Here is a 20,592-nt window from a genome sequence, read left to right on the forward strand (position 1 = left end):
ATGCTGGCAAGGCCGGCCGCTATAGCCGGGAGTCGGCGTCGTAGTACAGCATTTCCCACTGGGGTCCCCTTTGAACATCGGTCATATGAAGTAGCTAGTGCCCGCAACAGTATTGCCCAGCGGGTGGAAGCCAGGAGGCCTTTGTACCCTTCCCTGTTGTGACCTTTTGTGCTGCAGCATTCAGGAGCTTGTGGTTAGCTGTGCGGATGAGTGAGCGTGGCAGGCCCATGGACTGGGACGGAGCTGTCATCGCGTGGCACGTTTCCGGGGGCATCTACCGGATGGGCCGGCGTGAATGGCTGACCGGGGCGGGATGGAAGCAGGTGTTCGACGACGGCGTCCGCACGGTGGTGGATCTCCGTAACACCGCGGAGGGGCGGCGCCGGGACAACGACCCGGTGGTGCCGGAGGAGGCGTGGACGGGGATCGACATGGTGCAGGCACCCACGGAGGATCCGGATGACCCGCGCTTCACCGCGATTACCGGACCCTACCTGAATGATCCCGCGCATTACGCCGCGAACGCCCGTTTTTTCCCCGAGAAGCTGGTGGGCGTCTTCCGGAGCATCGCCCTGGCCGCGCCCAAGGGGAACGTCCTGCTGCATTGTGCCGCAGGCCGGGACCGCAGCGGGCTGGTGGCCGCCATGGTCCAGGACCTCGCGGGGGACTCCGACGACGCGATCGCCGAACGGTACCGGCGGGCTGCCCGCGGCATCAACGAGCGCTACCGCACGCACGGTCCGCCGCACAGCCGGGAACGCTGCCTGCCCGAATCGGAACTGGCTCCGCTGCTGGAGCAACGCGGGCTGGCGGTGGTCGCGTTTGTCCGCGGCCTGGACACCCGGAGCTATTTGCTGGCGAACGGATTGAGCCCTGCGGAATTGGATGCCGCTTCCGGCCTTGCACGCCAAAAGGATACTCTTGTGACTTGAGTGACAGGTGTGGTTGCTGTGACCTGTGCGACCGCGCCGTCATCCCAGCGCGTGTATACGCAGATGCGGACGAGCGGAACGGCGATCCCAATGAAAAGAATTACTGCCACAGGAACGGTAGCCGGCGTGGCACTGGCCTTGGGCCTCGCTGCCGGGCCCGCTGCGGCCTTCCCGGCACCCGCCGGCTCCGAAAACCCGTCGCCGGCTCCGGGAACCTCCGCAGGGACGTTCACGTCTTCCGGTACAACACCAGGCGCGGGCACAACCACCCTGTCAGAGGCAGCGCTGGACGATGCGGTGCAGCGGGACCTCAAGCTGACTCCCCAGCAGTTCGAGGCCGCGGGCGAGTTGGGTGCGCAGGCGGCTGCCGCGGCTGTTCAGTTGCGCCAGGTCCCGGGCTACGCAGGAATCCGGATCGACGGCCGCACCATCATCGTGACCGGATCCGGCGATGCGCTTGGGAGGGCGGTTGCCGCCCTTGCCGGCAATACATTCCCCATGTTGCTCGAAGCACCCGCGGCGGAGCCGCCCACGGCGGCGCCGGCTCCCTCACACTCGACGGCTGCGGACGGCTCCAGGGCACAACTGGCAGTGAACACGGAGCAGCTGTTCCAGGCATACCTCCGCGACGTCGGCCCGCAGGGTTTGCAGGCCGTCATGTCCGCGGGGGGAAAATTCGTGATCCGAACCGGCGGAATCAACACGCCGGAGGCGCTTTCCGCCGTTTCCCCCGCAGCCGGGGCAGACGCAGCCGGCAAGAGCACCGGCAAGGTTTCCCCTGAACAGTTCGTGTCCCGTTACGCCAACGTGGAGCTCGACGGCGGGACTCCGCTGAAGCCCGAGGCGGACGTTCCCGGCGGCATTGGATACCAGACGGACATCGGCTTCGTCTGTTCCACAGGCTTCTCGGCATTCGACCCCGCCGGGCTTCCCACCGTCCTGACTGCCGGCCACTGCGCATCGGATGGTGCCGCCAAGACAGCAACCCTGGAATTCCAGGGGGTACCGGCCGGGCCCCTGGGAAAGTTCGGCTTCAGCCAGTTCGGTGGCCCGGGCAACTCACCGGTTCTTGATCCCAGTACGCCTTCAGGCCCTGATTACAACGCCATCACAGACCCCGGGAATGTCGGAACGGACATATCTGTCATCCAGTCACTAAGACAGGACATCGATCCGCTTCCTGCTGCCAGTACCTGGGGCGACCCTTCAGCGCCCGGGCCGGACGTGAAGATCGTTGGTTCGGCGGACCCGGTGGTTGGGATGCCTGTTTGCCGGTCCGGCAGATCCTCAGGCTGGTCCTGCGGAACCGTCGACGCAGTGGGGATCTTCCTGGTGCCAGGACCTGACTATAAGAAGAACGCCAACGACATCCGGGCCTTTGATGGCTTTCTGTCCTACGGAGTACAGTCCAGCGGCGGCGACTCCGGCGGACCATACCTCAGTGGGAACTACGCCCTGGGCACTCACTCCGCGGGGGATACGCCGGATGCGAATGGCAATGTGGTGCAGAATTTTGCTGTCGCAGCAACCCTGCGGGACAGCCTGGCTGTGCTGCCCGGCTACCAGCTGGAAGTGTTCCTCAACAAGCCTGCCATCACGGCACCAGCGCCCGGCGAAACCTACAAGCCCGGCCAGGTCCTTTCCGGCCAGGTTCCTGCCGCGCCCGCTTCGGCCGTCGCTGCCGGGTCCAGCGTCAGGATCACAATCCAAGGGAAGGACCCGTTCGACGTGCCCGTGGACGCGGCCGGAAAGTGGAGTTTCCCGGCTCCGCAGGGTGCGGACACGCTACGGTTCACCGCTGAGACGGTCAATGGGTTCAGCCGGTCCGGGGTCAGCAGTTTCGAGTTCGTGGCCGCCACAACGGGACCGCCGACTCCAACGCCAAGCCCGACGCCGACTGCGCCGACAGCAACGCCGACGCCCACTGCGCCGACAGCGAGCAATCCAGCGCCAAACAGCCCTGCCCCTGCTCCAACCACACCTGCTCCCATCGCCCCTGCCCCCGCCGACCCGTCGCCTGCCCTGCCGACTGAAACTCCCGCCGTCGTACCTCCGCCGGCGGCCAGCCCGACTCCCAGCGCACCACCTGCGGACCTTGCCAACACCGGTGGACACGATGATCGTGGCGCCGGCGGCCTGGCCAGCACCGGAGCGTCCGGATTGATTACCGCAGCGGCCTGGGCGGCGGGAGCCCTCGCCGTCGGAATCCTGCTCATGGTCCTTGTCCGCCGGCGGAACAGGCGTGCATCACGGTAACCGGACCCGGGCAGGGCCCCGCCAGGGGGCCTGCCCGCAGCCATAGCGCTGTGGATGGTAACTGCGTGGTTAGTCGTGCTCGTCGCACTTCTCCTTGCCGCCAACCACCTGGACGGCCAGTTTCAAGGTGTTGTCGGCCAGGCTTCCCCACGCGTAGACGATGGTGTTCTTCCCGGCTTCGACGGTGATGTCCGCTGGGCCGATCACGGGATCGGTTGTTCCGGCCGCGGCTACCGCTGCTGAAATGGTCCCGGCCTTCAGCTTCAGGGTGGCCTCGTCCGGGTTGCGGAGGTCCTCGATCACTGCCGATCCGCCGGCCAGCACATCCACGGCGGGGGCTGCGGCCACGTGCCGGACCGTCAGCTTGCCCTTCTCGTCGTTGCGGGGCGCCTTGGTGTCGTTCGTGAACAGCGATGCGGTGGGTGCCCCATCAGCGCTGAGGTGCGCCACGGCAGTGTAGTTGCGGCCCTCGTCGAGTTCCACGTCGACCGGCCCGATCACCGGGTTCTCCGCACTGGTGGCATCCGATGCCGTGATGGCGATCCGGTAGTCACCGGCAGCCAATTCCAGCGGGCCGGCCAGGGTCCCTGGTGTGAAGTCATCGAGGGTGAGCTCGCCGTTCACCCACACGTCGACGGTCAGGCCGGGAACTCCGTGCAGGACGGACAGCAGGGCGGGATCGTCATGGTGGTGCCGGCCGCCTGCCTGGGCGGGGGCGGCGAAGGCCAGCGAAGCGGCAAGGGAAAGCGCTCCAGCGGCGTAGGTCATTTTGCGCATGTCGAACTCCTTGAGGGAAGCCCGGTAGCCGGGCAGAGGATGCTTACGCGCTTACTACCGCCGCAACACCGTCCCTGGATGCACGGCCCGGCATCTTTTTAAGTCAGCTTTTTCTTTTCATCAGCAGGTTGGTGATGCGCAGGGTGCACAGCCGCTGGCCCGCCTCGTTGGTGATCAGCACCTCGTGCGTGGCCAGGGTGCCGCCCAGGTGGATGGGGGTGGCGGTGATGGTGATCTGGCCTTCGCGTGCGGAGCGGTGGTGGGTGGCGGAAACGTCCACGCCCACCGCCGTCTTGCCCATGGTGCTGGCGTGGATGACGGCAGCCCAGGATCCCACGGCCTCGCCCACGGCAAGGGAGGCGCCGCCGTGCAGCAGTCCGAAGGATTGCCTGTTGCCCTCCACCGGCATGGTGGCCACCACGCGTTCAACGGACTCCTCCAGGATCTTCACGCCCATCTTTTCGTCCAGCTCGCCGAGCGTGATCTTCCACAGCTCTTGCGCATCGGGCTGGTTCCCGGCAGCATCCATGGGGGTTGGGGCGCTCATACGTTCTCCTTTGGGTGGCCGAATTCAGTCCCGGCCTTCTAGTGTGCAGCACGGCACTTCATGTATGGTGAATATATTACCGAACGGACGGTCAGTAATGACCCGTCCTGTTTGCCTGCCCCCTTGTTGGAAGGACCGTCAACGATGACCACCACCGCCACAGCTCCCCAGGCCACGGTCGACACCGTGGAGACAGTGCCCAGCTTCATCATGGATGCATGGTGGACGCCCGACGCCGGGTCGTCGGCTTCGGCAGTCCCCGTCCGTGATGCGAGCACCGGGGAGATCCTGGCGAAGGTGAGCACGGAGGGCCTGGACCTGGCCGCCGTCGTGGACTACGGCCGCACCACCGGCCAGGCCGAACTGGGCAAGCTGACCTTCCACCAGCGGGCGCTCAAGCTCAAGGAGCTGGCGCAGTACCTGCACGCCCGGCGCGAACACTTCTACACCTTCTCGGCACAGACCGGTGCCACCAAGGTGGACTCCATGATCGACATCGACGGCGGCATCGGCGTCCTCTTCACGTTCGGGTCCAAGGGCCGGCGCGAGCTCCCCAATTCCCAGGTGGTGGTGGACGGGCCCATGGAGGTGCTGTCCAAGGACGGGTCCTTCGCCGGCGAGCACATCTACACCCGGATCCCCGGCGTGGCCGTGCAGATCAACGCGTTCAACTTCCCGGTCTGGGGCATGCTGGAGAAGTTCGCGCCCGCCTTCATCGCCGGCGTGCCCACCATCGTCAAGCCCGCCACGCCTACCGGCTACGTGGCCGCCGCCGTGGTCAAGGCCATCGTCGAGTCGAACATCCTGCCCAAGGGCTCGCTGCAGCTGGTCTCCGGTTCGGTCCGCGGGCTGCTGGACGTCCTGGACTACCGCGACCTGGTGGCCTTCACCGGCTCCGCGTCCACCGCACTGTCCCTGAAGTCCCACCCCAACGTGGTCCAGGGCGGCGTCCGCTTCACCTCGGAAACCGACTCCCTCAATGCCGCCATCCTTGGCCCCGACGCGGTGGAGGGCACGCCGGAATTCGACGCCTTCGTCAAGTCCGTGGTCACCGAGATGACGGCCAAGGCCGGGCAGAAGTGCACGGCCATCCGGCGCGCCATCGTGCCCCAGGAACTCGTTCCGGCCGTCTCCGCCGCCATCGGCAAGCGCATCGCCGAGCGCGTCGTCCTCGGTGACCCCCGCGCTGACGGCGTCACCATGGGCGCCCTCGCCTCCGTGGAGCAGCTGAACGATGTGCGTGCGGCCGTGCAGTCCATGCTCGACGCCGGCGGTGAGCTTGCGTACGGAACGCTGGATTCGCCGTCGGTCACCTCAGCCGACGGAACCACCGGTGTGGTGGAGGGCGGGGCATTCATGGCGCCCGTCCTGTTGAACTGGCAGGACCCGGAAGCGGAGGAAGTCCACTCGCTGGAGGCCTTCGGTCCCGTTTCGTCCGTGATCGGGTACAAGGACATTGCCGACGCCGTCCGCCTGGCCGCCCGCGGCAGCGGCTCCCTGGTTGCATCGGTATGCACCAATGATCCTGACGTGGCTCGGGAACTGGTCACGGGAATCGCAGCGCACCACGGACGTGTCCTGATGCTCAACCGCGAGGACGCCCGCAGCTCCACCGGGCACGGTTCGCCCGTGCCGCACCTGGTGCACGGCGGTCCCGGCCGCGCCGGCGGCGGCGAGGAACTGGGCGGCATCCGCTCGGTGATGCACCACATGCAGCGCACCGCCATCCAGGGTTCGCCGAACATGCTCACCGCCGTCACCGGTGTGTGGCACACGGGCGCGGACCGCAACTTCACGGTGGAAACCGAGGGGACGCACCCGTTCCGGAAGTCCCTGGAGACGCTGCGGATCGGTGATGCCGTCCGCTCGGACCTGCGGCAGGTCACCCTCGAGGACATCACTGCTTTCGCCAACTCCACGGGCGACACGTTCTACGCGCACACCAACCGGGAAGCCGCCGAAGCCAACCCGTTCTTCCCGGGCATCGTGGCCCACGGCTACCTGCTCCTCGCCTGGGGAGCCGGACTGTTCGTCGAGCCCGCCCCGGGCCCGGTCCTGGCCAACTACGGGCTGGAAAACTGCCGCTTCACCACCCCCGTGGCCGCAGGTGATTCGATCCGGGTGACCCTGACCGCCAAGAAGATCACTCCCCGTGAAACGGACGAATACGGCGAGGTGGCCTGGGACGCCGTGCTCACCAACCAGAACGACGAGATCGTGGCCACTTACGACGTCCTCACCCTCGTGGAGAAGTAACCTCCAACGCCCCATCACCTGCTGCGGGTTTTTCCCCAACGCCCCATCACCTTCCGTCAGGGGGTGGTGGGGCGTTTTGGGTTTTGGTGCGGGAGGTGGTGGGGCGTTTGGGGGAGGGTCTTTTCCGGCATCCCGGGCGTAAGATTCTTCCCGTAGGAGGTGGCCCACATGAACCTTAAACTGAGCACAGCCACAACCATCCTGCCCGTCGATGATGCAGCCCGCGCCCGCAGTTTCTACACAGAAAAGCTCGGGCTCCCGCACCGCGGCAAGGCGGACGACGGAAGCGAATTACTCGGCACCGACGGCGGCCCCCTGCTGCAGCTGATGCCGGTCGCGGACGGCAAGCACTCCGATCACACTGCGCTGAGCTTTGAGGTCCCGGACATCGAGGCAACTGTCAGGGACATGGAAGCCAAGGGTGTGGTGTTCCAGGACTATGACCTGCCTACGCTGCGGACGGAGAACCACATCTGCACCACGGACTCGGAGAAGTGCGCCTGGTTCATGGACACGGAGCACAACATCCTGTGCGTCCACCAGAACCTCGGCAGCGCCCTCGAGTACCAGGTCTAGGCGAGTACCAGGTCCAGGCGCGGCAGCTGCAGGCAAGCCCAAACTGAAGCAGCAGAGGTGTCCCGGTCGGATCGGGGCACCCCTGCTGCTTGTCTTGGTTCGCCGGCGTCAGCTTTCGGCGCCGCCGTGCAGGCTGTCGTCGCTGCTGTCATCCTCGCGGCCGGTGCCGTGGCCGTCCTCGCTGCGGTCGGAGAGGTCCATGTTGCCGCGGGCCTCGTCCATGGTGGGGCCGCCGGAGGGAATGCTGTAGGTGTCCGGGCGGACGCCGTGCGACTGTTCCTCGATCAGGGCCTGCTCCTCGCTGAAGCGGATCACGTTGGCCTCGTCGCCGGCGTCGCCGGGAACGTCCTCGCGCATTTTTGAGGGGTCCGGGATGATGAATCCTGCGTCGGGCTCTTCCTTGGGGTGGCTCATATTCTTTTCCTTCCTATCGGGTGGTTGTGCTGGCAGGCCGGTCGCTCAGGTCCACCTTGATATCCAAACTTTGATCGCCGCGCTTGACCTTGAAGCCTACGGTGTCCCCTGGGTTGCGCTTGCGCAGCTCCGCCAGGAGCTTCTCCGGGGTGGTCAGCTCCACGCCCTCCATGGACTGCAGGACGTCGCCCGGCCGGATCCCCGCGCGCCCGGCAGGACCGTCACCGTCGGCAGCGAGCACCACGACGCCGGCCCCTTCCTGGATTCCCAGCTGGTCCGCAATCTGGGCCGTCAGCTCGCCGGGCGTCAGCCCCAGGTAGGCGTGTTTTGCGGTGCCGTTGGCCAGCAGTTCTTCGGCGACGTCCACGGCGGTGGCGGCGGGAATCGCGAAGCCCAGTGACACCGCGCCGGCTGACGGCGGGATGTAGGCCTCGCTGATCCCGATCACCTCGCCGCGCATGTTGATCACGGCGCCGCCGGAGTTGCCGGGGCTGATGGGCGCGTCCGTCTGGATGAGGTCCACCAGGGAGAGGCTGTTGGACGCGGAGCCCGGGATGGAGCGGTGGAGTCCGGAGATGATGCCGGCGGTGGCCGTGTTTTCAAAGCCGAGGGGTGAGCCCAGGACCAGGGCGCCTTCGCCCACCTTGGGCAGGTTGCTTTGATAGGTGGGCTTCGGCAGGCCGGTGCGTTTGGCCTGCACCAGCGCAAGGTCCGTCACCGCGTCGCTGGCTTTCACTGTTCCTTCCACCCGCTGACCGTCCGCGAACCCCACCTCAACCTTGGTGGCGCCGCGGATCACGTGCTCGTTGGTCAGGATTAGGCCGTCGGGCGAGTACACCACCCCGCTGCCCAGGCCGCCCTCCGTGAAGATGGTGACAACCGACGGCGACAGGTTTTCCACGAGTTGCGGCAGGTTTCCGGCCGCTGTCCCGGAGTTGCCGCCGTCCGTCCCGGCCGAACCGGAGGTGGAGGGAGCGGGCGTGGAGTTGGCGGAGGCCGACGGCGACGCCTGGCTTGGGGAGGTGCCGCTGGGGGCCGGGGGGCTTGGCGTACCGGTGCAGCCGCTGAGTGCCAAGGCGGCCGCCAGGGCGCCGCCGGCAAGCACTGTCCGGGGGCGCCGCGAACGCCGTGGATCTGTGGCCTGGCCCATCGGTACCTCCCTGCGGATGCTGGTTTTCTACCACCGTAGCCGGGGAGCAGGAAAATACCAAGCACACTTATTATTGATGTCTGGGCCGGCCCGGCTGCTGCCTATGCGTCAGCATGCAGGCCGTCGAACGCCATGGTGATGACGTCGTCAGCCAGCCGCTGCGGGGACAGGGAGCCGCCGGGCTTGTACCACTCGACGATGGAGTTGATCATGCCGAACAGGAGCCGTGAGACGGTCCGCGGGTCGATGTCCTGGCGGAGCGAGCCTTCGTCGCGCGCGGCGGAGATCAGGGCCGCCACCTTGTGGTCGAAGGTGCGCCGGCGTTCCAGCGCATCCCGTTCGATGTCCGTATTCCCGCGGAGGCGCAGGAGCAGCGTGACGAAGGGCAGGCGGTCCACCAGCACCGCCACGGTCTGCCGCAGCACAAACTCCAGCCGCGCGTCTGCTGCCCCGGAGGTAGCCTGGGGCTGCTCCAGGATGGCCTCGAGGCCTCCCAGGGCGTGGTCCAGGGCAAGCTTGAGGAGGTCGCCCTTGGACGGTACGTGGTGGTAGATCGCAGACTTGGAGATGCCCAGGTTCTCGGCCAGGATGCCCATGGAGGTGGCATCGTACCCGTGGCGGTTGAATACGTCGACGGCAATCAGCAGCACCGACTGCTGGTCATACCCGGGCCGGCCGCGCTTTGCAGGAGCATCTGTGGAAGACATACCCGCCATTTTCTCATGAACGTTCGGTAATCGGCCGGAGCCTGGCCGCCGGGTCCAGCAGCGCTGGACCCGGCGGCCGTCTAAGCGGCCCCGGCCGACCGTGGAGAACTGACTCCTAGCCCTTTGGGCGCAGGTCGTAGATCCGGCGCAGCTTGCCGTTGGACCGCTCCAGCGACCCCGGCTCCACCACGTCCACCGTGCACGAAGAACCCACGTGGATCTTGATCTGCTCCTTCAAGGTGCGTGCCGCCGTCGTGCCCTGTTCAATGCTCACCGCGTCGCGGCGCTCGATGCGCACGGTCAGCTGGTCCATCCGCTGGCCTTCGGGGCGGGTGAGTTCGAGCTGGAAGTGCGGGCTGAGCTCAGGGATCCGCAGGGCGATTTCCTCGATCTGGGACGGGAAGAGGTTCACGCCGCGCAGGATGATCATGTCGTCGCTGCGGCCGGTGATGCGGCCCATCCGGCGGTGCGCTGGGCGGGCCGTGCCGGGCAGCAGGCGGGTGAGGTCCTTGGTCCGGTAGCGGATGATGGGCAGCGCTTCCTTGGTGAGGGACGTGAACACCAGCTCGCCGTGTTCGCCGTCGCGCAGGACGTTCTCCTTGCCCGCCACCGGGTTGAAGGGGTCGATGATTTCGGGGCGGAAGTGGTCCTCCCAGATGTGGCTGCCGTCCTGGGTCTCCACGGCCTCGCCGGCCACGCCCGGGCCCATGACCTCGGACAGCCCGTAGATGTCGCATGCCTTGAGGTTCATGGTGACCTCAAGTTCATGCCGCATCTCCTCGGTCCACGGCTCGGCGCCCAGCACCGCATACTTCAGCGATGTGGAGGCGGGATCGATGCCCATGTGGGCCATGGCGTCGGCGATGGTGAGCAGGTACGTGGGCGTGGCCAGGATGGCGTCCGGCTTGAAGTCCTGGATCAGCTGGATCTGGCGTTCGGTCTGGCCGCCGGAGATGGGGATGACGGTGCAGCCCAGGGCTTCGGCCCCGGCGTGGGCGCCCAGGCCGCCGGTGAACAGGCCGTAGCCGTAGGCGTTGTGGACCTTCATGCCCGGGCGGATGCCGGAGGCGCGGAAGCTGCGGGCCACGAGCTTCGCCCAGTCTGCCAGGTCCTGCTTGGTGTAGCCCACCACGGTGGGGCGGCCCGTGGTGCCCGAGCTCGCGTGGACGCGGGCCACTTCGTGCTGCGGTACCGCGAACATGCCGAACGGGTACTCCTCGCGCAGGTCGTCCTTGGTGGTGAACGGGAAGTTGCCCAGGTCGCTCAGTTCACGCAGGTCGTTGGGGTGGATGCCGGCGTCGTCGAACTTGCGCTTGTACAGCGGCACGCGCTCGTAGGCGTAGGCCACCGTGTGCTGCAGGCGGCTGAGCTGGAGGGCCTCGAGCTCATCGCGGGAGATGGTTTCCTCGCGGTCCAGGCCGGGGTCGATGCCGGCAGCGGCGGGGGTTTCGGGGGCATGCAGGGTCATGGTTTCCTACTTCTTGGGAATGGTGCGGCTGCGTCCGCGGAACTCGGCGATGAGCTCGCCCGGGGAACTGGGTTGGGTTTCGGAAGCCGGCGCGGCGGCGTCGGCCGCGAAGATCTGGATGTCGTACAGTCCGCTTCGCCCGGCACTGGAGCGGCGGTCTGCGACGGCGGTCAACACCTGGCCGCGGAAGGCGGGCTTGAGGAAGTTGATGTCGACGCCGGAGGCCACGGTGATGGTGCCTTCCTCGCCGGGTGCAGGGTGGATGGGGTTGCACGCGAGGGCGAAGGCGGTGTCCCCGAACGCGAAGATCATTCCGCCGTGGGCCATCCCGAAACCGTTGAGCATTTCCTGCCGGAGGGTCATCCGGATGGTCGCATGGCCGTCGCTGAGGGCGAGGACCTGGATTCCCATCCATTCGGAGGCGTAGTCGTTTTCCAGGATGGGGTGGGTGGCCCCGGAAAGTGTTGCTTCAGCCATGCGTCATTGCCTCCAGCTTTATTTACCGAATGTTCATTAGGTAATCCCATGAGGGGGTCCGGTGTCAAGGGCAGCGTGCGTTGGCCGGGAGGGCATCCGGGGTGGAATGCCCGACGGCGGCGCGCGCCACGGGGCTTGAAGTGCAAGGATGGGAGGACCTGCACCAGCAAGAACAGCAAAGGGCGGACCATGGCCAAAGGCATCTACGTCAGCGCAACCACCCCCGGCTCGGGCAAGTCCCTGGTAGCCCTGGGCCTGGCGGACACCCTGCACCGGCACGCGGACCGGATCGGCTTCTTCAAGCCCGTGGTCCACGGCCCCTCGGCAGCCGAGGACCCCATGGTGGCGCTGATGAAGTCCCGGTTCGCCCTGGACGATGACCGGTGCCGCGGCGGCCTGACCTACGGGGAGGTCCGCACGCTGCTCGCGGAGGGAAACCGGGCCGAGATCGACGCCAGGTGCGTGGAGATCTTCGCCGACATCGCCCGCCTCTGCGACGTGGTGATCGTCGAAGGCACAGACCTGGTGGGCCAGGACTCCGCCGTCGAGTTCGACCTCAATGCCCGGCTTGCCAACAACCTGGCCACGCCCGTGGTGGCTGTTGTGGGCGCCAAGGGGCGGACCGTTCCGGAGACCGCTGCCGCCGTCGAAGTGGCGCGCAAGGAACTTGCCGCGGAAAAGTGCTCGCTCCTGGCCATCATGGTCAACCGGGCAAACGCCGATGACCTGGATGCCATTGCGGCAGCCCTGAAGCCCGGTGCCTCCGGCCGGCCCGTGTACATCCTGCCGGAACTGGAGGAGATCGCCCGGCCCACCACCGGGGAGGTGGCCATGGCGCTGGGCGTGCGGCAGATCGCCGGCACGCCGGACATGGAACGCGACGTCAGGGACATCAAGGTGGCTGCCATGAATGTGGGCAACTTCCTGAACGTGCTGGATGAAGGCGCCCTGGTGATCGTGCCGGGGGACCGGGCGGACGTGATGGTGGCCTGCCTGGCATCCTCCTTCTCACCCGAGTTCCCTGTGGCGTCGGCGCTCATCCTCACCGGCGGCCTGGCCCCGGATGCCAACATCTACCCGCTCCTGGCGCAGGCACCGTTCCCGGTGTTCGCCACCGGAGATGACACCTACCAGACCGCCCGCCGGGTCTCCGAGGTCCGCAGCGAGATCTGGTCCGGGCACCGGCGCAAGGTGGCCTCCGCCCTGGGGCTCTGGTCCCGGCGGGTGGATGAAGCCGAACTGGTGGAACGCCTCCACCTGCCCAGGCCCGAGCGGATGACCCCGCTGCGGTTCCTGCACGACCTCATCGAGCGGGCCCGGTCGCAGCGCCGCCACGTGGTCCTGCCGGAGGGAACCGATGTCAGGATCCTGCGCGCAGCCGAAATCCTGCACCGCCGTGACGTCTGCGACCTGACGCTGCTGGGCCCCGAATCTGCCGTCCGGGAACTGGCCGCCGCGAACGGCATCGACCTCACCGGGATCAACGTCACTGACCCTGCCACCTCCGAGCTTCGGCTCACGTTCGCGGAGAAGTACGCCGAACTGCGGGCGCACAAGGGCGTGGACCTGCCCAAGGCGCTGGAGATCATGCAGGACGTGAGCTACTTCGGCACCATGATGGTCCAGCTGGGCGTGGTGGACGGGATGGTCTCCGGCGCGGCGCACACCACGGCGCACACCATCCGCCCGGCCCTGGAGTTCGTGAAGACCCGGCCGGGCGTGAAGATCGTGTCCTCGGTGTTCCTGATGCTCATGCCGGACCGCGTGCTGGTCTACGGCGACTGCGCGGTGAACCCGGACCCCAACGTGGAGCAGCTGGCGGACATTGCCCTGGCCTCGGCCGAGACCGCCGCCCAGTTCGGCGTGGAGCCGCGGGTTGCCATGCTCTCCTACTCCACCGGAGGCTCAGGGTCGGGTGAGGCGGTGGACGAGGTGCGGCAGGCCACCGAGCTGGTCCGCCGGCGCCGCCCGGACCTCGCCGTGGAGGGCCCCATCCAGTACGACGCCGCCGTGGATGCCTCCATTGCCGCGTCCAAGATGCCCGGCTCCTCGGTGGCGGGGCAGGCCACGGTGTTCATCTTCCCGGACCTGAACACCGGCAACAACACGTACAAGGCGGTGCAGCAGAGCTCGGGTGCCGTTGCCGTGGGCCCCGTCCTGCAGGGGCTGCGGAAGCCGGTCAACGACCTCTCCCGCGGCTGCACGGTGGAAGACATCGTGAACACCGTGGCCATCACCGCCATCCAGGCGCAAAGTGCTGCGAAAGCCCAGGTGCAGGAACAGGCGCAGGTCTCCGCAGAGGCACCGGCCTCCTAGGGCACCACGCAGAAAACGTACGACGCCGGCACTTTGGTAAGTGCCGGCGTCGTACTTTTGCCTGGCGGCTGGGAAGGCCTAGGCGGCTGCCTTGACCTTCAGCGGCTCGATCTTGCCAATGACGAACAGGTAGTTGGCTGCGCCAATGAGGGAGATCGCGCCGATGACGGCCAGCGGCGCCACGAAGGATCCGGTCTGGTCCACCAGCACGCCGATCAGGATCGGCGTGAAGATGCCGGCCAGGTTGGAGGCGAAGTTCTGCAGGCCGCCGATGGAGCCGACGTGCCGTGAACTTGGGGCAACGTCCGCCGGCAGGGACCAGATTCCGGTTGCCGCCACGGTGAGGCTGGAGTAGGCGACGGACAGGAGGGCAAGGGCCATCCAGGCTTCCGGGACCAGTGCGGCAAACATGATGACGGAGCCGCCTGCCAGGCCGCCGGCGATGGCCGTTTTGCGGACCTTGCTGACCGGGGACCCGGCGCGCACGGCACGGTCGGCCAGGTAGCCACCCAGCCAGCCGAACAGGACGGCGCAGATGCCGGGGATGGCGCCGAAGAAGCCGAGCTTGAGGAGGTCGAAGCCGCGTTCCTTGACCAGGTAGCTGGGGAAGAACGTGATGAAGAAATAGATGGCGCTGTTCAGGCAGAAGAAGCCGAACATCATGCTCAGGATGGGGCGGTACTTGAAGAGCGAACGCCAGGGGAGTTTGGCCGCGCTTTCGTCGTCGCTTGCCGCGCCGCGGGCGCCGCCGTCCTGGATGTAGCTGACTTCGGCGGCGTTGGCGCCGGCGTGCTCCTCCGGGCCGCGGTAGTACTTCCACCACACGGCGGCCCAGATGATTCCAAGGACACCGATGATGATGAACACCGCGTGCCAGGAGGTGAAGGCGACGATCAGGGTGACGATCGGCAGGGCGATGACGGCCCCGACGCGCGAGCCGGAGTCCCAGATGCTGGTGGCGAAGGCGCGTTCGCGGACCGGGAACCAGGTGGCCACCACCTTGGCGGCTGTGCTGGGCGCCGGGCTTTCACCCACGCCGAGGAGGAAGCGCGCCGCGAAGAGGGACCAGAAACTGGATGCGGCGGCGGTGACCATGGTGAAGACGGACCACCACACGGCGGCCAGTGAGAACGAGCGGCGCGGGCCTACCTTGTCCACGTACCAGCCCGCTGCGAGCTGGAAGAAGTCGTAGGCCCAAAAGAAGGCGGCAAAGATCAGGCCCTGTTGGGTGGCGCTGAGTTCAAAGTCCTTGCCCATGAAGGGCAGTGCGACGCTGAGGCTGGAACGGTCCAGGTAGTTGATGCTGAGGCCTATGAAGGCAAGCCAGATGATCACCCAGCGTTTGCGGGTCATCAGGCGGGGCTGCCGGGCTGGAGTGCCAAGGGTTGTTTTACTTCCGAGCGTAGTCATGCGGTCTCCTTCGACATATACATGGCTTCGGGTGCGGTGCGCGCGGGCGGGAGGGGGAGACGCGGAAGATATCTGCGCCAAAATCATATAGGAATCGGGTTAATCATATAGATTTTGTGATCCAGATCAAGTGTTGCTTTTGGAAAGCCTGCGGAGAAGCTGCCGGCGGCGGGTGGCTTATGATTCCCCCAGCAGCTTCACTCCAACCGGCGCCCGTGCAACCGGGTGCCCCGGTTCAACCCGGTCCACTCCAGTTCAAGAGGTAATTGCGTGCCCCCACGTCAACCATCCGAAGGTCCGCGCGGCAAAGCAGCCGTTCCCGACGTCTACACGGCCATGCGCGCCTCCATCCTGGACGGCGGGATTGCGCCGGGCACCCGCATCAACATTGATGCCGTGGCCCGCAGCCTTGGCGTCTCGCAGACCCCGGTCCGTGAGGTGCTCCAGCGGCTCGAGGGCGACAACCTGGTGGTGTACAACCCCGGCCGCGGCTACAGCACCACCCCGCTCCTGGGCCTGCCGGAACTGCGCTCGCTGTTCGAGTTCAGGCTCCTGGTGGAGCCCTGGGCGGCGCGGGCGGCGGCGGTGGACCGCCTTGCCAATCCGGCCGCCGCGCTGGAAAAGGAGCTGGCGGGCTTCCGGGGCACCATGAAGCGCAGCAAGGACCTGAGGCAGGATCTGGTGGCGCACGACACCCGCTTTCATGACACCATCCTGGCCGCCTCCGGAAATCCTGTGGTCCGGCACGCCTTTGCCCAGACGCACTGCCACCTGCACACCTTCCGGCTCTACCCGGCAGATGTGGACGGCGCCATCACGGTGGCTGAGCATACGGCCGTGCGTGAGGCGATCGAAGCCTGCGATCCGGAGCGGGCCGAGGCGGCCATGACCACCCATATCCGCAACTCCTTCGACAGGTTTGCCCAGGCCTTCGAAGGTGAACTTGCCCCCCTGGAGGACAGCGGCCCGCCGCGCAGGCGGATCATCACCGGCTAGCCCAGTGCGGCGCAGCCCCGGCCCCGCAGGCCGGGGCTTTTGTGTGCCCGGGCAAGCGAATGCCTGCCGGGCAGGTCTTGACCTGGATCACATGTCCTATATGATTTTAGAAATTCGTATAGGAATCGAATCTTTCCCCTCCCAGCAGTCGTAAACCGAAAGTTGAGTTCCATGCCTTCCATCACGTCCATCAAGACCCAGGACGTTCGTTTCCCCACATCCCTCGAACTTGACGGTTCCGATGCGGTCAACGTCGACCCTGACTACTCCGCCGCCTACGTTGTCATCCGCACCGACGCGGGCGATGAGGGCCACGGCTTCATCTTCAGTTGCGGCCGCGGCAATGAAATCCTCACGTCCGCGATTGACGCCTACGCACGCCTCCTGGTGGGCCGCGACATCGACGAGCTGATTTATGACCTGGGCGGCGCGTCCAGGCTCCTGGTCCACGACTCCCAGCTCCGCTGGCTGGGACCCGAGAAGGGCGTGACCCAGATGGCCTGCGGCGCCCTGGTCAGCGCTTTGTGGGACATCCGTGCCCGCCGCGAAAACAAGCCGTTGTGGCTCCTCCTTGCCGAAATGACACCGGAGGAACTGGTCAGCGTGGTGGACTTCACCCACATCCGCGACGCCCTCAGCCCCGAGGAAGCCCTGGAGATCCTCCGCGCCGGCCAGGAAGGCAAAGCCCAGCGCATCGAGTCGCTCCGGAACAACGGGTTCCCCGCCTACACCACCTCCCCGGGCTGGCTGGGCTACAGCGACGAGAAACTGGTCCGGCTGAGCAAGGAGGCGGCCGCGGAAGGCTTCTCCATGATCAAGCTCAAGGTGGGCGGCGACATCAACGATGACCGCAGGCGCATGGCCCTGGCCCGTGAGGCGGTGGGCGCCCTGCCCATCGCCATTGACGCCAACCAGCGCTGGGAAGTCTCCGAGGCCATCGAGTGGGTCAACCAGCTGGCCGAATTCAACCCCTACTGGATCGAAGAGCCCACCAGCACGGATGACATCCTGGGCCACGCCGACATCCGCAAGGGTGTCACCCCCGTACGGGTGGCCACCGGAGAGGCCGTGGCGAGCCGGATCGTCTTCAAGCAGCTCCTCCAGGCCGGCGCCATCGACGTCCTGCAGCTGGACTCCACCCGTGTGGCCGGCGTCAACGAGAACATCGCCATCCTGCTGCTGGCAGCCAAGTTCGGGGTCCCCGTCTGCCCGCACGCCGGGGGAGTGGGCCTGTGCGAGCTGGTCCAGCACTTCTCCTTCTTCGACTACGCCGTGGTGGGCCGCAGCCAGGAAAACCGCATGATCGAATTCGTGGACCACCTGCACGAGCACTTTGCCGAACCCGTCCGGATCATCGACGGCCGCTATGCCGCCCCGGCACTGCCCGGCACGGGCGCCGAGATGCTCACCGCCTCCCGCGCCCGCTGGGAATTCCCCAACGGCGCAGGCTGGCAGGAAGTGGGCAACCGGGCCGCCGTCACCGGCGGATCCCTGGCCGCGGCGGCAGGAGCCGGCCGATGACCGCGGCTCCCCACGCAACGGCCGTCCTCGCCGGACCCACCACCGCAGGGGAGCTCGACGCCGCCGTCGGCGCCGCCCACCGTGCCTTCGAACAGGCCCGTTTGGCGGACCCGCACCGGCGCGCCGGCTGGCTTGAAGCCATTGCCGCCGGCCTGGAGCAGGACGCTGCGGGACTTGTGCAGACCGCCGTGGCCGAAACACACCTCGGGACGGCCAGGCTGGAAGGGGAACTGAAGCGCACCGTGTTCCAGCTGCGGCTCTTCGCGGCGGAAATCCGCCTAGGGGAGCACTTCGACGCCACCATCGACCACGCCGACTCCAACTGGCCCATGGGCCCGCGCCCGGACCTTCGGCGCTACAACGTCCCGCTCGGCGGCGTGGGCGTCTTCGGCGCCTCCAACTTCCCCTTTGCGTTCAGCGTGATGGGCGGGGACAGCGCGTCGGCCCTGGCGGCCGGCTGCGCAGTCGTCCACAAAGCCCACGACGCCCACGCCGGGCTTGCGGCCCGGACCGCGCGGACCGTGATCGATGCGCTGGAAGGTGCAGGTGCGCCGTCGGGCCTGTTCTCCATGGTGACCGGGCGGCAGGCAGGCGAGGCGCTGGTGGACCACCCCCAGGTGAAAGCCATCGGTTTCACCGGCTCCACCGCGGGCGGCCGCGCCCTGCTCGACCGCATCGCTGCCCGCCCGGAGCCCATTCCGTTCTTCGGTGAACTGGGCGGCATCAACGCCGTCTTCGTCACGGGCAGGGCCTGGGCCGCGCGGCGGGCGGACATCCTCGCCGGCTATGCTGCCTCGTTCACCCTGGGCATGGGCCAGTTCTGCACCAAGCCCGGGCTGCTGTTCGTCCCCGCGGGGCAGGCCGATGACGTTCGCCGCGAACTGGCGCAGGCCCTGGCAGGTTTCACGCCCGCCCGGCTGCTCAGCCCCCGCCTGCACGACGGGTACAGCGATGCCGTCAGCCGGCTCCGGGACACCGACGGCGTGGACGTCCTGGTGGAAGGCGACTTTGCCGAGGAGCCGGCCCCCACCGTCCTGCTCACCACTGCCGACGAGGTCCGGAAGAATCCGGAGCTGCTCCGCCAGGAGATGTTCGGGCCGGCCAGCCTGGTGGTCGCGTACGACGACGAATCCGGGTTGCCGGACCTGGCCGGGCTGCTGGAAGGGCAGCTGACCACAACGCTCCAGGCGGAAGCGGACGACGACGTCGCCGCGCTCGCTGCCCGGCTGGCGGACATCAGCGGCCGGGTCCTGTGGAACGGCTGGCCCACGGGAGTTACCGTCAGCTACGCCCAGCACCACGGCGGGCCATACCCCGCCACCACCTCGGCCACCACGTCGGTGGGCACGGCGGCGGTCCGCCGGTTCCTGCGGCCGGTGGCATACCAGGACTTTCCCGCGGACCGGCTGCCCGAACCCCTGCAGGACAGCAATCCCTGGCAGGTTCCGCAAAGGGTGGATGGCGTCTGGCAGCGCCCATCCGCCGCCGCAGCCGGGGTTGTGGCCACCCAGGAGGACAAGCAATGAACGCCACAGGCCCGGAAGACGTCCACGCCATACTCCCCGAGGACGCGGACCAGGCCCTGCTGATCGGGCGGGTCTGGGATGTGGAGAGCGGGGGACCACGCGTTGTGGCCGTCAGCGGGGGCAGCGTCTTTGACCTGCACCGCCTGGCCGGAACGGTCGCGGATCTCCTGGAGCTGCCCGATCCCGCTGCCGCCGTCCGCTCAGCCCTGGCAGATCCCGGCCTGGCGGAACCGCGTTGGGACACGGCCGGCGTCGTCAAGGCGTCCCTGGAGGGTGACAGCACCCGGACCCGGTTGCTGGCCCCCGTGGACCTCCAGGTCATCAAGGCCTGCGGCGTCACGTTCGTGGACAGCATGATCGAGCGCGTCATCGAGGAGCGCTGCGCCGGCGACGCTGGACGCGCGGCCGGGGTCCGGGAACTGGTGGGCCGCGCCCTGGGTGGAAGCATTTCCGCCCTGCGGCCGGGATCGCCGGAAGCCGCCGAAGCCAAACGCGTCCTGATCTCCGAAGGCCTGTGGTCGCAGTACCTGGAAGTGGGGATCGGTCCGGACCCGGAAGTCTTCACCAAGGCCCCGGTCCTCTCCTCGGTAGGCCTGGGCGCGGGCATCGGCATCCCGGCCTTCTCGTCCTGGAACAACCCGGAGCCGGAGCTGGTCCTGATCGCCACCTCCGGCGGCACAGTGGTGGGTGCGACGCTCGGCAACGACGTGAACCTGCGTGATGTTGAGGGCAGGAGCGCGCTGCTGCTGGGCAAGGCCAAGGACAACAACGCCTCCAGCGCGCTGGGACCGCTGATCCGGCTGTTCGACGGCCAATTCACCCTGGATACGCTGCGCGGCGAGGAGATCCTGCTGCGCGTCGAAGGCCCGGACGGCTACCTGCTGGAGGGCCGGAACAGCGTGTCCCGGATCAGCAGGCCCTTCGAGGAGCTCGTGGCGGCGACGCACGGGAAGCACCATCAGTACCCGGACGGATTCGCACTGTTCACGGGGACCCTGTTTGCGCCCACACAGGACCGCGACGTGCCCGGACAGGGCTTCACCCACAAACACGGTGACCGGGTGACCATCCGCAGCCGGCACCTGGGTGCCCTGATCAACCGGGTGGGGCCCTGTGAGGAACTGCCGGAGTGGTCATTCGGCCTGCGCCGGCTGTTCTCATACCTGGCCGCGCAGCAGCAGGAGGCGCGGGCCTAGCTGTGGTGCAACAACGTACGACGCCGGCACTTTGGTGAGTGCCGGCGTCGTACGTTGTTCATGGGGT

The 20,592-nt window shown here is 67.3% G+C and carries 17 protein-coding genes; 9 read left to right on the forward strand and 8 right to left on the reverse strand.

Translation table 11 applies throughout. The features are described 5' to 3' along the window. Positions 1–206: 206 nt before the first annotated feature. Together AC3ANU_RS06285 and AC3ANU_RS06290 are read left to right on the forward strand one after the other, a co-directional pair. Positions 207–932 (forward strand): tyrosine-protein phosphatase, encoded by a 726-nt coding sequence (locus tag AC3ANU_RS06285; protein ID WP_488315654.1) that lies wholly within the window; start codon positions 207–209, stop codon positions 930–932. Between the two features lie 90 nt (positions 933–1,022). Next, positions 1,023–3,188: a S1 family peptidase gene (locus tag AC3ANU_RS06290; protein WP_488315655.1), complete on the forward strand. Its 2,166-nt coding sequence runs from the start codon at positions 1,023–1,025 to the stop codon at positions 3,186–3,188. Between the two features lie 69 nt (positions 3,189–3,257). Here the strand turns inward: AC3ANU_RS06290 and AC3ANU_RS06295 are convergent, their stop codons facing one another. Both AC3ANU_RS06295 and AC3ANU_RS06300 read right to left on the reverse strand, forming a co-directional pair. Further along, entirely contained in the window at positions 3,258–3,965 is a 708-nt protein-coding gene (locus AC3ANU_RS06295; RefSeq protein ID WP_488315656.1) for a DUF4397 domain-containing protein, read from the reverse strand. A 103-nt stretch (positions 3,966–4,068) separates the two neighbouring features. Next, positions 4,069–4,512 carry a PaaI family thioesterase gene (locus AC3ANU_RS06300; RefSeq protein WP_488315657.1) on the reverse strand — a complete coding sequence of 148 codons (444 nt, stop codon included), beginning with the start codon at positions 4,510–4,512 and terminating at the stop codon, positions 4,069–4,071. A gap of 144 nt (positions 4,513–4,656) precedes the next feature. On the opposite strand from AC3ANU_RS06300, the gene paaZ reads away from it, so the two are divergent. After that, entirely contained in the window at positions 4,657–6,768 is a 2,112-nt protein-coding gene (gene paaZ / locus AC3ANU_RS06305) for a phenylacetic acid degradation bifunctional protein PaaZ (RefSeq protein ID WP_018768860.1), read from the forward strand. A gap of 168 nt (positions 6,769–6,936) precedes the next feature. Continuing rightward, positions 6,937–7,344: a VOC family protein gene (locus tag AC3ANU_RS06310; protein WP_056392696.1), complete on the forward strand. Its 408-nt coding sequence runs from the start codon at positions 6,937–6,939 to the stop codon at positions 7,342–7,344. Between the two features lie 108 nt (positions 7,345–7,452). Here AC3ANU_RS06310 and AC3ANU_RS06315 read toward each other — a convergent pair whose 3' ends face one another. The 5 genes from AC3ANU_RS06315 to AC3ANU_RS06335 all read right to left on the reverse strand — a co-directional run bounded on the left by AC3ANU_RS06315 (position 7,453) and on the right by AC3ANU_RS06335 (position 11,560). After that, positions 7,453–7,758: a hypothetical protein gene (locus tag AC3ANU_RS06315; RefSeq protein WP_018768858.1), complete on the reverse strand. Its 306-nt coding sequence runs from the start codon at positions 7,756–7,758 to the stop codon at positions 7,453–7,455. 13 nt (positions 7,759–7,771) lie between these two features. After that, positions 7,772–8,908, reverse strand: a complete 1,137-nt coding sequence (locus tag AC3ANU_RS06320) for a S1C family serine protease (protein WP_488315658.1) — start codon at positions 8,906–8,908, stop codon at positions 7,772–7,774. 101 nt (positions 8,909–9,009) lie between these two features. Continuing rightward, entirely contained in the window at positions 9,010–9,615 is a 606-nt protein-coding gene (locus tag AC3ANU_RS06325; RefSeq protein ID WP_134164094.1) for a TetR/AcrR family transcriptional regulator, read from the reverse strand. Positions 9,616–9,730: 115 nt separating this feature from the next. Continuing rightward, positions 9,731–11,083, reverse strand: coding sequence for a phenylacetate--CoA ligase PaaK (gene paaK, locus AC3ANU_RS06330; RefSeq protein WP_134164093.1), 1,353 nt, complete (start codon positions 11,081–11,083; stop codon positions 9,731–9,733). A gap of 6 nt (positions 11,084–11,089) precedes the next feature. Continuing rightward, the gene (locus AC3ANU_RS06335) at positions 11,090–11,560 is read right to left on the reverse strand and encodes a hotdog fold thioesterase (RefSeq protein WP_018768854.1); all 471 of its coding nucleotides are present in this window, start codon (positions 11,558–11,560) and stop codon (positions 11,090–11,092) included. 189 nt (positions 11,561–11,749) lie between these two features. On the opposite strand from AC3ANU_RS06335, the gene pta reads away from it, so the two are divergent. After that, on the forward strand, positions 11,750–13,876 hold the full coding sequence (pta, locus tag AC3ANU_RS06340) for a phosphate acetyltransferase (RefSeq protein WP_488315659.1): 2,127 nt from the start codon (positions 11,750–11,752) through the stop codon (positions 13,874–13,876). Between the two features lie 78 nt (positions 13,877–13,954). On the opposite strand, the gene AC3ANU_RS06345 is transcribed toward pta, so the two are convergent. Next, positions 13,955–15,286: an MFS transporter gene (locus AC3ANU_RS06345; RefSeq protein WP_488315660.1), complete on the reverse strand. Its 1,332-nt coding sequence runs from the start codon at positions 15,284–15,286 to the stop codon at positions 13,955–13,957. A 270-nt stretch (positions 15,287–15,556) separates the two neighbouring features. On the opposite strand from AC3ANU_RS06345, the gene AC3ANU_RS06350 reads away from it, so the two are divergent. The 4 genes from AC3ANU_RS06350 (at position 15,557) to AC3ANU_RS06365 (ending at position 20,525) form a co-directional block, all read left to right on the forward strand. Beyond that, positions 15,557–16,282, forward strand: coding sequence for a GntR family transcriptional regulator (locus AC3ANU_RS06350; protein ID WP_488315661.1), 726 nt, complete (start codon positions 15,557–15,559; stop codon positions 16,280–16,282). Positions 16,283–16,453: 171 nt separating this feature from the next. Next, on the forward strand, positions 16,454–17,803 hold the full coding sequence (locus AC3ANU_RS06355) for an L-fuconate dehydratase (RefSeq protein ID WP_018768850.1): 1,350 nt from the start codon (positions 16,454–16,456) through the stop codon (positions 17,801–17,803). Then, a complete protein-coding gene (locus AC3ANU_RS06360) occupies positions 17,800–19,329 on the forward strand; it encodes an aldehyde dehydrogenase (NADP(+)) (protein WP_488315662.1) in 1,530 nt (509 codons plus the stop codon). The genes AC3ANU_RS06355 and AC3ANU_RS06360 overlap by 4 nt, the downstream gene beginning before the upstream one ends. Beyond that, the gene (locus AC3ANU_RS06365; RefSeq protein ID WP_488315663.1) at positions 19,326–20,525 is read left to right on the forward strand and encodes a fumarylacetoacetate hydrolase family protein; all 1,200 of its coding nucleotides are present in this window, start codon (positions 19,326–19,328) and stop codon (positions 20,523–20,525) included. The genes AC3ANU_RS06360 and AC3ANU_RS06365 overlap by 4 nt, the downstream gene beginning before the upstream one ends. Positions 20,526–20,592: the final 67 nt, after the last annotated feature.

The sequence above is a fragment of the Arthrobacter sp. SDR-2R genome (assembly GCF_057747955.1).